The 12,515-nt window shown below is 57.7% G+C and carries 13 protein-coding genes; 4 read left to right on the forward strand and 9 right to left on the reverse strand.

Translation table 11 applies throughout. The annotated features are described in order from the left end of the window. From A4E33_RS07605 to A4E33_RS07620, 4 genes are all read right to left on the reverse strand, one after another. On the reverse strand, nt 1–836 hold an 836-nt coding region (locus A4E33_RS07605; protein ID WP_292347097.1), incomplete at its 3' end, for a WD40 repeat domain-containing protein. A gap of 169 nt (nt 837–1,005) precedes the next feature. Beyond that, nucleotides 1,006–2,646: a response regulator gene (locus A4E33_RS07610; protein WP_292347098.1), complete on the reverse strand. Its 1,641-nt coding sequence runs from the start codon at nt 2,644–2,646 to the stop codon at nt 1,006–1,008. A 424-nt stretch (nt 2,647–3,070) separates the two neighbouring features. Continuing rightward, a complete protein-coding gene (locus A4E33_RS07615; protein ID WP_292347099.1) occupies nt 3,071–3,649 on the reverse strand; it encodes a flavin reductase family protein in 579 nt (192 codons plus the stop codon). A 91-nt stretch (nt 3,650–3,740) separates the two neighbouring features. Beyond that, complete coding sequence (locus A4E33_RS07620) at nt 3,741–4,403, reverse strand: metal-dependent hydrolase (protein WP_292347100.1); 663 nt, start codon at nt 4,401–4,403, stop codon at nt 3,741–3,743. A 29-nt stretch (nt 4,404–4,432) separates the two neighbouring features. Between A4E33_RS07620 and A4E33_RS07625 the strand changes: the two genes are divergently transcribed. Further along, the gene (locus tag A4E33_RS07625) at nt 4,433–4,885 is read left to right on the forward strand and encodes a GNAT family N-acetyltransferase (RefSeq protein ID WP_292347101.1); all 453 of its coding nucleotides are present in this window, start codon (nt 4,433–4,435) and stop codon (nt 4,883–4,885) included. Nucleotides 4,886–4,923: 38 nt separating this feature from the next. Here the strand turns inward: A4E33_RS07625 and A4E33_RS07630 are convergent, their stop codons facing one another. Together A4E33_RS07630 and A4E33_RS07635 are read right to left on the reverse strand one after the other, a co-directional pair. Continuing rightward, nucleotides 4,924–5,964 (reverse strand): hypothetical protein, encoded by a 1,041-nt coding sequence (locus A4E33_RS07630; RefSeq protein WP_292347102.1) that lies wholly within the window; start codon nt 5,962–5,964, stop codon nt 4,924–4,926. A 182-nt stretch (nt 5,965–6,146) separates the two neighbouring features. After that, nucleotides 6,147–7,259: an endonuclease/exonuclease/phosphatase family protein gene (locus A4E33_RS07635; protein WP_292347103.1), complete on the reverse strand. Its 1,113-nt coding sequence runs from the start codon at nt 7,257–7,259 to the stop codon at nt 6,147–6,149. Between the two features lie 197 nt (nt 7,260–7,456). Here A4E33_RS07635 and A4E33_RS07640 point away from each other — a divergent pair, with 197 nt between their 5' ends. Then, nucleotides 7,457–8,566 carry an acyltransferase family protein gene (locus tag A4E33_RS07640; protein WP_292347104.1) on the forward strand — a complete coding sequence of 370 codons (1,110 nt, stop codon included), beginning with the start codon at nt 7,457–7,459 and terminating at the stop codon, nt 8,564–8,566. A gap of 45 nt (nt 8,567–8,611) precedes the next feature. Here A4E33_RS07640 and A4E33_RS07645 read toward each other — a convergent pair whose 3' ends face one another. Next, a complete protein-coding gene (locus A4E33_RS07645; RefSeq protein ID WP_292347105.1) occupies nt 8,612–8,932 on the reverse strand; it encodes a DUF4870 domain-containing protein in 321 nt (106 codons plus the stop codon). A 222-nt stretch (nt 8,933–9,154) separates the two neighbouring features. Here A4E33_RS07645 and A4E33_RS07650 point away from each other — a divergent pair, with 222 nt between their 5' ends. Both A4E33_RS07650 and A4E33_RS07655 read left to right on the forward strand, forming a co-directional pair. Further along, nucleotides 9,155–9,502: a roadblock/LC7 domain-containing protein gene (locus tag A4E33_RS07650; RefSeq protein ID WP_292347106.1), complete on the forward strand. Its 348-nt coding sequence runs from the start codon at nt 9,155–9,157 to the stop codon at nt 9,500–9,502. 255 nt (nt 9,503–9,757) lie between these two features. Next, entirely contained in the window at nt 9,758–10,417 is a 660-nt protein-coding gene (locus A4E33_RS07655) for a queuosine precursor transporter (protein ID WP_292347107.1), read from the forward strand. A 506-nt stretch (nt 10,418–10,923) separates the two neighbouring features. Here the strand turns inward: A4E33_RS07655 and A4E33_RS07660 are convergent. Together A4E33_RS07660 and A4E33_RS07665 are read right to left on the reverse strand one after the other, a co-directional pair. Continuing rightward, entirely contained in the window at nt 10,924–11,388 is a 465-nt protein-coding gene (locus A4E33_RS07660) for an OsmC family protein (RefSeq protein ID WP_292347108.1), read from the reverse strand. Between the two features lie 107 nt (nt 11,389–11,495). Next, nucleotides 11,496–12,515: radical SAM/SPASM domain-containing protein (locus A4E33_RS07665; RefSeq protein ID WP_292347109.1), on the reverse strand; the 1,020-nt coding region annotated here is incomplete at its 5' end.

Here is a 12,515-nt window from a genome sequence, read left to right on the forward strand (position 1 = left end):
CCGTCATCGGATACGGCAACGCCATTGATGATGTCCGTTGCATTCGCCATCCAGACCTGCCGCCCGGTACGGTCCAGGACGAGGAGGTTCTCGCTCAGTGCAAGTACGATCGTAGTCCCGTCACGTGAATACGCCATTGCCTGGGCATCCCCGACCGGGAACCGCTTGTCCCACAGGATGGTCCCGTTTCCGGTATACATCCGGATGCGGCTGCTGAACGCCGTGACGAAACTCGATCCGTCCGGGGCGACCGCGATGAGGTTCTGTGTCAGGTTCTCGTCCGCCCATTCCCGGTTCAGTTTCGGGTCCATCAGCTGGATGTCCCTGCTGGTGGAAAGAAGCATCCGGTCTCCTGACGGCATGATCCTGACCGCATTGATGGTCATGGTGTCATTGGATGCAATTCCCTCTCCCGAGAACGTCAGGGTCCGGATCTTTCCCCCGCCGGCAGCGGCGATGAAGGACAAATCCGGCGCCAGCGAGATATCCTTGACAGCGATCTCCATGTTCCTGTCCCATATCAGGGTGCCGGCACCGGAAAGGAGGCGCAGCTCCGTGCCCTTCCCGGTCAGGATATAATCTCCCTGGCGGCTGATATCGAGCGATGTGGCAGACCAGCCGGACCAGCGCTTCCTGCCATCCCTGGTGAGGGAGATCACCTGGTCGCCACCGGACACAATGGTCGATCCATCCGCGGATATGACAACGCCATACAGCTGGCCTCCTACCGTACCCGGTTCCGTCCAGAGCGGTTGTACCGTGTTCTCAGCCATAACGGCAGGAACGAGGAGGATCATCGCCACACAGAGCAGTGTAAAACGGCTGGTATGCATCACACACTCAGTCAAGTGGAAGCCTGTCTGCGATAAAGATTCCTGTACCGGCCAATTCGATCCATGTGCAACCCCGGGATACGCGGGAAGAGGGTCGCATACGGGCAAGGGGCGTAATACGGCCGGAAAAAACCGGGGATACTCCGGAAGGACGGAATCTGCCGGCCGGTATTCATTCCCCGCCGGCAACCCGTTCGTCGGGCCTCTTCGGGGAGTGCGGGTAGAAACGCGAATCCCTGGGCCCCGGGATGGTGTTGATCGTTCCCGTGATTCGGAGCGGGTGGCCGAACGAGTCCCGCTCGATCACCTTGCCGCGGACGGTCATCCAGACCCAGCTGCCATTGCTGTGCCGCAGCCGGAACTCGACCTCAAAGAGCGTTTCACGATCTGCCATGTGCCGGAAGAACGCGTACAGGATCCGGGGAAGATCAAGGGGATGCGCGAGGGATTTGGCCGTGTTCACGGTAAACACCCGGCCCGGGCCGGCACCGATTCCCAGTACCCGCAGCGCCCACTCGTCAATATCATGGATCAGCATGGTACGCATATCGACATCCCAGATGCCGATATCCCCGGCCTGCAGGGCGAGTGCGAGCCGCTCCCGGCTCTCGTAGAGTTCCCGTGCCTCCTTTCTCCGGAGGGTCTGGTCGACAATAATCCCCCGCACCCCGGTAACCCTCCCGGAATCGGGGTCCGTGACTGTCACGCCATAGATGAGGCCGTAGAAGGTACTGCCGTCTTTCCGCTGCAGCAGGTACTCCCTGCCAGTACCGCTCTCCCCCGAGATTATCCGGCGGATATCCCGGGACGCCCGTTCGCGGTCTTCATCGGCAATGAAATCAAAGATGCTGATCTTCCGGTCCATATCTTCCTTTGAAAGACCGAAATACCCGAGGCAGACCCCGTTGGCGAACGTCAGGGTCCCGAATAAATCCATCTCATAGATCCCGACCGGAATCATGTTTGCGAATCCCCGGTTCATCTCGCGGGAGATGCCCAGGTCGTGCTTGATCCGGTGGACCTCCGTCATGTCCCGCACGGTCTCGATCCCGCCCGTGACCTTCCCGGAGGAGTCGTAGAGCAGGCTCGCGGAGACCCAGATATAGGCCCCTTCTCCGCCGCGCAGGGAGGGCACGTAGAGCTCGGCGCTGATCTTTCTCTCGTTTTTTTCCGCGCCGGGATACCGGCTCTCCAGACCGGGCAGGTCATGGAGCAGGTAATCGACAAGGACCGGCTGCCGGGTGCCATAGAACGGGACCGCATATGCGTAATCGCCCTTCCCGAGGATCTCCTGCCGGGGGATGCCGGTCATCTGTTCCATGGCCCGGTTCCATGAAATCACCGTTCCCGCCGTGTCGATAACGCAGGTCGCATCGGGAAGGAAATTGATGATATCGTTGAGTTCCTCCCGCGACCGTTTCAGCTCGGCCTCGATCTGCCGGCGCTCTATGGCCCGGAGGGTCTTGTGCCGGAGCTCAGTGATCATCGACTTGAGGTCGGGGCCTTTCTGGATATAATAATCGACACCGTTGTTCACTGCCTCGATGACAACGTCCTCGCGGCCCCGCCCGGTGAAGAGGATGAACGGGAGATTCCCGTGCCGGCTCCGGACAACCTTTAAAAATTCAATCCCATCCATCTCCGGCATCTGGTAATCAGAGAGGATCGCATCGTACCGGGCACCAGGTATCCGTTCGAGCGCCTCGGTAGCGGATGACACGGTGTCCACGGTGAACTCGCCGGTCCGCTCCATGAATATCTTGTTGAGACCCAGCAGGTTCTCATCATCGTCAACATACAGAATAGAATACATTTCGGGAATTCCTGCACGGGTATAAATGACCGGTCTATGAACCGCTGGATTATCTTACGATCCGTGTTTCCTGCTGAATATAATTCGGAAAAATGCTATTTATGCGCTTTGATGCGCGCTTTCGTTGATTGTTCCTGGAAGGTGCACCACTCCAATAAACCTGCAGTATCTGGTGGTTTTTTTCTGGCGGGGACGCGTCGGTATTCTGTTTTTAATGATGGTTTGGGAAAGCAGGGACGGGTCCCCGGGTTTCTGTGACAGGTACTGAACGCTCACGGGCAGTCCCGGAAAAGGCCTGTTATCATTGTCCCCGGCACGGGGTCGTGTCTACGGCTGTCATATTCTGCACCACCGTGGCGCCTGCTGCAGCACCAGCCAGCCTCCCGGGACGCAGGATAAAAAAAGTGCATGGAGATCCGGAAGATTATTTCTTCCGGTATTTTTTTCCTGCCGAGAATGCCTTGTCGATCTGCTTTCCCACGCGCCAGTACGCGGACTGGGCATACACGATCGGGTCGCATTTTCCCGTGTCCGGCCTGCCATCCACAATGCAGGAACGGTCGGCATGGATCTCTGCAACCTCGCCGACATAGAGCAGGTGGCTCCCGCAGTCAACGGACGAGAAGACCCTGCACTCGATATTGACCGGGCACTCAGCAGCAAGGGGGGCGGTCTTCAGTTTGCCGTAAACCGTGGTGAAGATCCCCGACTTATCCTCCTGCGCACCGGAAACGAGCCCGCAGTGGTCGGTCTCGACAACATGGTTTGCCATGGGAACGTTCAGGGAGAATGTTTTGTTCTCTTCGATACCTTTCACCGTGAATCGGGCCTTGTTGAGGGCAACGCAGACCATGGGCGGGGCCATGCAGGCAACCGTTGCCCACGCGGCGGTCATGTAGTTCGGCTTTCCCTTCACGTTCGCCCCCACGAGCAGTGCGGGCATGACACTCATGTACGGCATCGGGCCGAGCGCGATTTTGTCCATGATGGTTCTCTCCGCCATACCATGGAACTTCCCGGGTTAAGAACCTGCCAGGAAAGGCAAGGGATCCACCGGGAAAACAGGGGGTCAGTCCGCCAGGGAACGTGGGTGGTTATGCATTACCCTTTTTCAGGAAAAACCGCCGGTAAAAAGACTCCGGCATATACCACCGTATCCACCCCGGCCCCTCGACCCGGGTCCTGATTACCATTGCAAGGATGAGCAGGAAAAGACCGATAGCAAGAACTTCGGTATTGGCGATCCTGAAGAAGCCGGCATTGTAGACGTCCTCAGGACCCGTCGGAAGCCATGCCAGACCGTATTTTGCATGCGACAGAGGCCAGAGGTACATGTAGTATGCAGGGTACACCAGTGCGTCCTCGAACAGGTGTGCCCCGAATCCGACGATGGTAAAAACAACCGTATCGATGAAACGGATACCCAGGGGGTGGAGAAGGAATGCAAGCACTAGGCTAAAAACGATCATTGCGGCAATCGTATGAAACGTGCCGTGATGGATGAGGTACCCGTCGTACGTGACGACCAGCCCGATCCGTTTGAGGATCGTATCCATGACCTTGTCAAGGTCAGGGGCATACGAGACGAGGATCACGATCCATGAGCTGTCGCGACCCCAGGAGCGGTACGAGAGCATCCCGGCAAGGATCGCAAAAGCTGCGGTATAGACGAGATGCTCAGCCAGCATGTACTTCCTTGTTGTGCCATAGTGCTGATATGGTTTCCTGCATACGACCGGCCGGACAGCAACCTTCATCCACATTATACAGCACGTACGTACTGAACATGGACATAACGATAGAACCCGCTGCCAGCAATCCCGGCCTTCACGCAACCATTGCCGGATGGCTCTGGAACGAGTGGGGCACCCCGCAGAACCGGGGATTGTACACCAGCCTCGTGGCTCACTGCCGGAAGGACAGGATCCCGGCGATTTACCTGGCGTTCGTCAACGGACAGCCGGCCGGGACCGTAGGGCTGCTGCGGACCGACCTGCTCTCCCGGCAGGAGTTCACACCGTGGATGGCGGTGCTCTTCGTGCTGCCGGAGTTCCGCAGGAGGGGTATTGCCGCGGCGCTCCAGTCACACGCCATGGGAGAAGCACGGCGGCTGGGTTTCTCTGAAATCTTCCTGAACACGAAGATGACCGGTTTTTATGAAAGGGGCGGTTGGGTTTTTCTGGAAACCGATGTGGACGATCACGGCGATTCAATCCGGATTTACCGGAAATCGCTGTGATGCAGTGGCAGCGGCGGGGAACCGGCTGCAGGAATTGTTCAGCCGCCGGTTCCCGCAGGTTCCGCTGATGGGGAAAGGCCGGTTTCGTTCTTCATCTCCCGCTGCAGGTACGCGTACGTGCCCGGGCGGTCGTACGGGTGGCTGAGGATATAACTCCGGATCGCAGCAGAGCGGTCCCGCTCGCGGAGCACCGCACGGTACTCCTCACCGTCTTTTCCGGACAGGGGGAACGCATCGAGCCGGGCGGTCAGTTCCTTCTCGCGCTGCCGGGCAGCGGCCGCCGTTTCGCTGATGAAATGCGTTTCGTTCCCGCTGCGGTACACCTTCGTCCCGGTGCTGATCGGAAGGACAAGGGGATCCGAGTTGAGGGGGATCTGGAGGTGGGCCGTCGGGGAGCCCACAAATGCCGGCGTCATTCCTTCGAGATACGTGTATCCCGTAGCCTTGTACGGGAAGGCATCCGACCCGATCCCCATCGCCATGTGCTGCTCCGGCCCGAATTTCAGGAGCGCGACCGTATATCCCTCGCGGGCGAGCAGGCCGGCAATGAGGATGCTCTTGTCATCGCAGTCGCCCATATTCTCAACAAGGAGCTCGGCCGGGTACTTCGGCGGCATATTCCCTCCGTCCTTGTAAGGGATCGACTGGACATACGCACTGATGAGCTCGAGGTACTCGTCATCGGTCAGGTTCCGGACTGCACGGATCGTGCGGAACCGGTCGATAAGATCCCGGTAGATCCGGTCCTGCGACGGGTCATCGATCATTGCCCGGTAATACCGGACTCCCGCGGTCTTCTGGTCGCCGAACAGAAGGAGGCTCCGGTGCGTCTTTTTCGATGCGGCCCAGACCGATCCGCTGACATCAATGGTGACGGTTTCAGTGCCGTTCTGGAACGCAAATGTCCGCGAGACGGTGAGCGGTGGCAGGCCGGAGGAGGTATTGTCCAAAACAACCGCCGGGACGGAAAAGAACTCCTGCGGCAGAATGAAAATGATCAGGCCGAAGAGGACGAGAAACAGGCAGAAGCCGGCAAGGATCAGCTGCAGGACACGCAGCGGCGGAGGGAATTCATCCATGTCTGTTTCCTCGTTTTCGGGACAAAGGGAGGTGTACGGAAAACCCGGCTGAACCGGGACGGTCGTCTGCCCCCGGGGTGATGCGGGTACCCGCCTGATCTGTTGTAATCCGCTCTGATAAATAACAAGGGGATCGGAATACCCCGGAAAAAAAGAGGACCGCAGGCCGTCAGCAGCTGATTCTACAGTTCGAGATCTGCCCAGACAAGATGATGATCTGAAGCATTCAGCCGGTCCTTGGTCTTGCTGGTCAGATTGTCGAACGATTTCCATTTTGTCGGGGCATAATAACCCCTGCGGTTAACATCAACTGTGCGTACTTTTCCCTGGAGTTCCGGGGAGAGCAGAAGGTAATCGATCTTATTGTCATCGGTCGCAGTCTGGTAGGTACCCCGGTATTCCCCCTTGTATGCTGGGAGGTGCATTGCATCCTTCAGGTCTGTTTCGTCCAGGAGAGCCCCGAGCGAGCCACCGGCCGGGAAATCGTTGAAATCGCCGGCAATGATAATGTACGGGTAAGATTTCTTCAGGTTCTCATAAATTCCCTTCACGGCAGCTGCCTGGACCCTCCTCCGGTTGCCTTTTGCATCGCTCCCCTTGCTTGCAAAATGGTTCGGCAGGATAACGATCACGGTTCCGTTCCCCGCATCGAGATAATATTCCGGGCAGTCGCGGCTGAAGGTCGGAGTTCCCGCAGCAGTCCGGTCATCCACGTGCGAGACCATGCGGATGATCGGGAGCCGGCTCATGATACAGACATCGATACCCCTCGCATCGTTGCCGTCAATCAGCATGAGATGGGGATAGGGTTCAAGTCCCATGACCGTCATGATCGGTTTCAGTACCCAGTCATGGAACCTGATAAGGGTCGGGCGGTTCTCCACCTCCACGAGAACAATGATATCAGGGTTGACTTCCGCGATGACCCGGGCGGTATTCCTGATTGCTTCATCATCGATATGTTTTTTTGTGAGTTCAACCCAGCCGACCCAGTCCTTTCGGCCCGTGGCAACGACTTCTGCGGGTTTGTTCTTCGGGTACCGGAGTAACCTCCCTCGGATCTTCTTCAGTTCGAGAAATTCGCTCTTTCCCCAGACCCTGTCCAGGCCATATTCTTCCAGGCCTTTGAGGATATCTTCCTTGTCTTTGGCAGTATAGGTATCCTTGTTCAGAAGCAGGTTCAGAGTGGCGCAATCGTTGATATACTTCTGGCCGTCCTCCCATTTTTCCAGGTTCATTGCGGCAGGCCGGTCGAACAGGTTTTCAACATTGAACGTGGCGATACGGAGTGTCATAAATCCCTCACACCAGTAATCCAGACCAAACTATTTATTTTTTATTATATGCAAAATTGAGAGGAAAAACCCGGAGAATTTTTATCCCCCGCGGGCAGCAGCCGGGTACGTATGCATACACTTCCGCGATACCGACCGGTTCCGGCATAGCCGGAGCGCAACCGTATTCATCCAACAGCTCCCATAGGGAATTACGAATGATCCGGCTGCATTACATCGACAACCTGCGGTGGATCTCCATCCTCCTGCTCTTCCCGTTCCATACCGCGTTCATATTCTGCGCAGGCTGGTACGGGTATTATGTCCAGTCGGATCAGCCGTTTGTGGCCGCGCACCTGCTCACCGTGACGATCGAGCCCTGGATTATGCCGCTGCTCTTCTGCATCGCCGGCATGAGCATGAGGTTTGCCCTGCAGAAGCGCAATCCCGCGGAGTACCTCCGCGAACGCGTCATGCGGCTGCTCGTCCCGTTCATTGCCGGCGTTGTTCTTGTCTGTCCCGTTATTGCATTCTATGCGCTGAAATTCCACACCGGGTACACGGGAAGCTTTGCCGGGGCGTTCGTGCATTTCTTCTCCTCGGCCCGGCCCGACCGCTCCCCGTACGGGATGACCGGGGACTTCAGCGTCGACCATCTCTGGTTCATCATCTCTCTCTTCCTCTTCTCGGTCATCGCCCTCGGTGTAATCCTTGCATGGCGGGGACCGGGGGGCCGGCTCCTCAGTCCCGGCAGCACGGGGCTTCCGGCTCTCATCCTCCTGTTTGTCCCGGTCTGGCTCCTGAATTATACCGGCACCAGCGTGACCGGCTATTCCCTCCCGGCATACTTTGCCCTCTTCCTGATCGGGTATTCGCTGCTCTCATCGGACGGGGTTCAGGAGCTGCTGGAAAAAAAATGGGCCGGGCTCCTTGCGGCATGGGTTCTCCTGACCGCCGGCGTCATGTGGACGTACGGGATACTCCTCGGGCATGGTGAGGTGTTCTGGGGATCCTCCGCATTCTTCGTCATTACCGGGTGGACGGGTGTCCTCGCCTTCATGGGGGCTGGCAGGCATTACCTTGACACGGGCACACCCCTGACGGCCCGGATGCATGCTGCATCGTACCCGGTCTATATCCTCCACCAGGCACTCCTCGTTGCCGTTGCGTATTATCTCCTGATGACCGGAATTCCGCCAGCGCTGCAGTATGCCGCCATCGTTCTTTTCAGTATCGTGCTGACCTTTGCCTGCTATGAGGTTATCAAAAGGATTCCGGGTATGAGGGTACTTTTCGGTATTGCCGGCATACAGGAAAAAAAACCATGAGCGATCCGGAGTCCGGCATCCGGTGCCTGCCAGACAATCCGGCACTCAGGTTCGGGATTCCGCCATGGCACCAATGAGAGGAATGGATATCTTCTTTCCCTGGTATGCGGTGACAATCAGCACGATCCAGAGTACAATCCCGGCAAACCGGACGGGGAGGATGAGCCAGACAGCCTCCGAAATAAAACTTATCACTAAGACCGCGATCACCAGTGTGAGAGAGACGAGGATCGACTGCCACGCATGGAACCGGACCGTCCGGTTGGCATCCTCCATGAGGAGGAAAAAGATTCCTGTCACGAACCAGAGTACGTATGCCAGCGCCGACTCGATGTTCTCGCCAAGCCCGAATGATGTCGGTTCCATGGTTTCTCCCGGTACTTCCCGATACGGTTTTGTCCCGGATCCGTTAATGCGTTGCGGAATATTGCCCGCTCCCGCCACGCACCTTTTCCACGATCTCCGCCTCCTGCTCCTATTTCTCCCGGGGATCACCGCCCCTGCCGGGCAGCGTTGAACTGCCGCCATCCGTCCAATTCAAATACTGTTGGCAAAAAAGACGGATCAGACAAGGGAGATGACCACGCCATGATGAAACATGTTCTCGAAGAATTCCTGCAGATTGAAGGAGTAACCACCGCAGCACTCATCTCGCAGGACGGCTTTTTAATCGAGGCTGCAGGACAGGAGCCGGCGGACGGCGACGCACTGGCAGCGCTCGGTTCCTGCGCCATGCGGTTCTTCTCCTATGCCGGCAATGCCATCGGTCGCGGAGAAGCCCGGCAGTTCGTGCTCGAATATGGCGAAGGCTCGATCATCTTCATGCAGGTCAGCGGCGACGAACTCCTTGCGGTCATCACGGAGAACCAGTCTACCTCCGGCCGGCTTGCCTACATCCTCCCGAAGATGTCAACGCGGGTTGCCGCGGTCATCTGATACTCCCTTTTTTCAGCATCCCACATGCAATTCTCAAGAGTTGACGGAACGCGCTGAATCGCATTCCGCGGCCGGGACCCGGATTTTTAGGGTCATTCAGGAAAGGACGTGCCAGAACAGATCCTCATCAGGTACCGTGACCGGCCCATAAGGAAATCCTGGATAAAGAGACTGCAAACCGCCGGTCACCTGCAGTACCTCCCGAAAAAGCCGGTGCCGGCCGGACCTGCATCCTTCATCTCGGATCACTGATTAATGAGTACACGAACCATGCTCTTCTGGATATGCTGGATCTTCAGCCTCACGCTCGTCACCCTCATGTCCGTCCATGGTATCCGGAAATATCCGGAGTACGCGTTCAGCGTCCTTGTCGGATTCTACATCATCTACCTTGCAACCGCCCAGATCGTTGCGGCACGGATCGTTGAGTTCGATCTCGGGATAATTGTCCTTGCAGCACCGGCCTCGGTGCTCATCTACCCGTTTATTGCGCAGGTCATCGACATGATTAACGAGGTCTATGGCGTGACGATGACCCATGTGGCGATCTTCATCGCGTTCGTCACACAGGTCCTGTGGGTTCTCTTTGTTGCGATGGTCAACGCCTTTCCCGCATCGCAGTACTTCCTGTACGAGGCGGCATGGCAGGATATTTTCTCTCTCAGCATCCGGATCACGATCGCGAGCTGGATCTCGTTCCTCATCTGCTCGAACATCGATGCGCTGGTCTTTGACCGGCTGAAAAAACATTTCCTTTCCCGGGAGCGGGTATTCCCCGGCAGCACGCTCATCAACCCGTGGGTCTGGCTGCGCTCGAGCGCGAGCGATGCCGTCAGCCTCACGCTCGACTCAGTCATCTTTGTGGTCATCGCGTTCCTGGGCGTGATGCCGGTCATTCCGCTCATGATCGGCTAGATCGTGATGAAGAACCTCATCGGGTTTGCCGATAACCTCTGGTTTGTCTGGTACAAGAGCATGCTGAACAAGGACCCGGGGCCTGCGGAACGGTCTTTGCCATAACGTCTACCGGGACTATTGCCTCGCCCCCCTGAAAGCCCAAAACGCCACAACCGTTTTACCGGTCCCTGAGAATGCCGGCACCGTCTTCTTCCATGCAGGAATGAAACCGGACGGGGGTCGATGGGGATAAATCTGCCGGATCTCCCTGCCGCCAACATATGCCATCCCGTAATATATTCAGAGAAAAACATCACCGGTAATTACTCTCCGTAGCATGACCTTGATGGCACCGGACCCACATGGCTGCATCACAATTTATCCCCAGTGACCCCCTCATACCATTCCTGGTTTTCTGAAATTTTTTTCGGGATTACTGACGGAGAATCCACTTCGTATCTGTTGCGCGGAGGGAGGGGGGTCAGTGGGGATAAACCGCAGGAGAGAAGGTCAGATGCCGCCCCTCACTCCACCACCCGGCACTCCGCGGTCACGTCCCCGCACTCCGCGAACATTGCCGCAATCGGACAGAGCCGGGCCAGCGTCTGATCGATGATATCTTTCATCATCGCGTCGTCTGCCCCGGCAGCCCGGAGCGTGACGGTCAGGTGCACGTGGTCGAAGAACGCCGGCATCGTCTTCTTCCGCGTCCCGTGGATTGCGATGGACATCTCGTCCGTAACGATTCCCCGGTCGCCAAGCGCAAGCAGGATCTTCACGCCAACGCATCCCCCGAGCGACCCGACAAGGTACTGGATGGGGTTGGCGTACTTCCCGTGCCCGCCCATGCCGACAGGGGCCTCCATCGGGAATTCAATGTCACCGGATTTCGTGCGGGCGGTGAACCCGCCGTCACCATGGTACGTGACGGTCATGTCGAGTGGTTTCCATTCCTTGCGCGATTCCGGCCAGGGGATCTCCGTGCTCATGCAGTACAGGTTGCGCCGGCGGGTTAAGAAATGATGGCGTCCGATGGCAATACAACAAGGGAGGAGCGCGGGATGCTGAATTCTATGGCAATAATGTTCCGCCCCGATCAGAATCCGCCGTATTCCAGCATTCCGGTCTCTTCCAGGTAGTAGAGCCGGCCATACGCTACCTTCCGCCGGAAATCCGGATCCGTTTCCAGTTTCTGCAGCCAGTCCCGTATCGCCGGGTCCGCGAGCAGTGCATAACAGGCCTGGCAGTTGCTGTCCGCAACAAATTCCGCGGGGATGCGGTCACCGAGGCCGGCATCCCTGAGCATTTTCCAGATCTTCGCAGGACCCCAGAGTCTCAGGGCGTGCAGGACCGAGTGAGTCTCCGCCTTTTCAAAGATCTCGGCCACGGAATGCTTCCGCAGGCTGCCAAGGTACAGCGGCTGGTCGTGCTTCAGGTCGATGAGCGGGCCAATGCACCCGTACACACTGCCGTCGGGAAAAATGCACGGCGAACTCGCTGCCGTGCAGACATCGTGGCATGGCGTACTGCACATCCGGTATTTCAGTTTGTCTCCCTGATCCATGGCACGCCCGACAGGGAAGGTAATCCCGGTCATTACCTTGTCCGGATCTCCGACAAGATCCAGGAGCTCGGCATGGATCCTCCGGTAGCCGGGCTCCTCCCGGTTTTCCGTGATAACCGAGACATAGTAGGGTATGTTGCACTCAGTTGCGGCCCGGATCACATTCTTCACGTTCTCGAGCGGGATGAACTCTTCGTGATACACATCCGTACTGACCGAGAGGAAGCAAATCTGCGGCAGGCTTTTCAGAACCTGCACGGCCTTCTCCTGCGAGGTGGCCCAGAAACCGTTCGTCACAACGGAAGTATAGAACCCGTACCCGCCCGCGATCTCCATGACCGCACGGAGCAGGGGCACGTTGGAGAACGGCTCGCCCCCGGTCAGTGACAGGACCCAGACGTACTTATCGCGGTATGCGGCGATCTGGCCGATCCAGTCGCGCGCATCCTCAAGAGTCATCTCCTCGTGCCGGTCGGGACCGGCGCGAAGGAGGCAGTGAGCGCACGCTGCCGGGCAGAAATATGTCAGAAGAAGCCCGACATTCCGCAGGTA

Origin of the sequence: Methanoregula sp. PtaB.Bin085, from assembly GCF_002067035.1 — an archaeon.
Classification (GTDB): Archaea; Halobacteriota; Methanomicrobia; order Methanomicrobiales; family Methanospirillaceae; genus Methanoregula.

What these genes read in the sequence shown, in the direction of transcription:
- A4E33_RS07650 (WP_292347106.1), top strand. Translation starts at nt 9,155, where the DNA reads ATGATGAAACATGTTCTCGAAGAATTCCTGCAGATTGAAGGAGTAACC.
- A4E33_RS07655 (WP_292347107.1), top strand. Translation starts at nt 9,758, where the DNA reads ATGAGTACACGAACCATGCTCTTCTGGATATGCTGGATCTTCAGCCTC.
- A4E33_RS07660 (WP_292347108.1), bottom strand. Translation starts at nt 11,388, where the DNA reads ATGAGCACGGAGATCCCCTGGCCGGAATCGCGCAAGGAATGGAAACCA.
- A4E33_RS07630 (WP_292347102.1), bottom strand. Translation starts at nt 5,964, where the DNA reads ATGGATGAATTCCCTCCGCCGCTGCGTGTCCTGCAGCTGATCCTTGCC.
- A4E33_RS07610 (WP_292347098.1), bottom strand. Translation starts at nt 2,646, where the DNA reads ATGTATTCTATTCTGTATGTTGACGATGATGAGAACCTGCTGGGTCTC.
- A4E33_RS07640 (WP_292347104.1), top strand. Translation starts at nt 7,457, where the DNA reads ATGATCCGGCTGCATTACATCGACAACCTGCGGTGGATCTCCATCCTC.
- A4E33_RS07645 (WP_292347105.1), bottom strand. Translation starts at nt 8,932, where the DNA reads ATGGAACCGACATCATTCGGGCTTGGCGAGAACATCGAGTCGGCGCTG.
- A4E33_RS07615 (WP_292347099.1), bottom strand. Translation starts at nt 3,649, where the DNA reads ATGGCGGAGAGAACCATCATGGACAAAATCGCGCTCGGCCCGATGCCG.
- A4E33_RS07635 (WP_292347103.1), bottom strand. Translation starts at nt 7,259, where the DNA reads ATGACACTCCGTATCGCCACGTTCAATGTTGAAAACCTGTTCGACCGG.
- A4E33_RS07625 (WP_292347101.1), top strand. Translation starts at nt 4,433, where the DNA reads ATGGACATAACGATAGAACCCGCTGCCAGCAATCCCGGCCTTCACGCA.
- A4E33_RS07620 (WP_292347100.1), bottom strand. Translation starts at nt 4,403, where the DNA reads ATGAAGGTTGCTGTCCGGCCGGTCGTATGCAGGAAACCATATCAGCAC.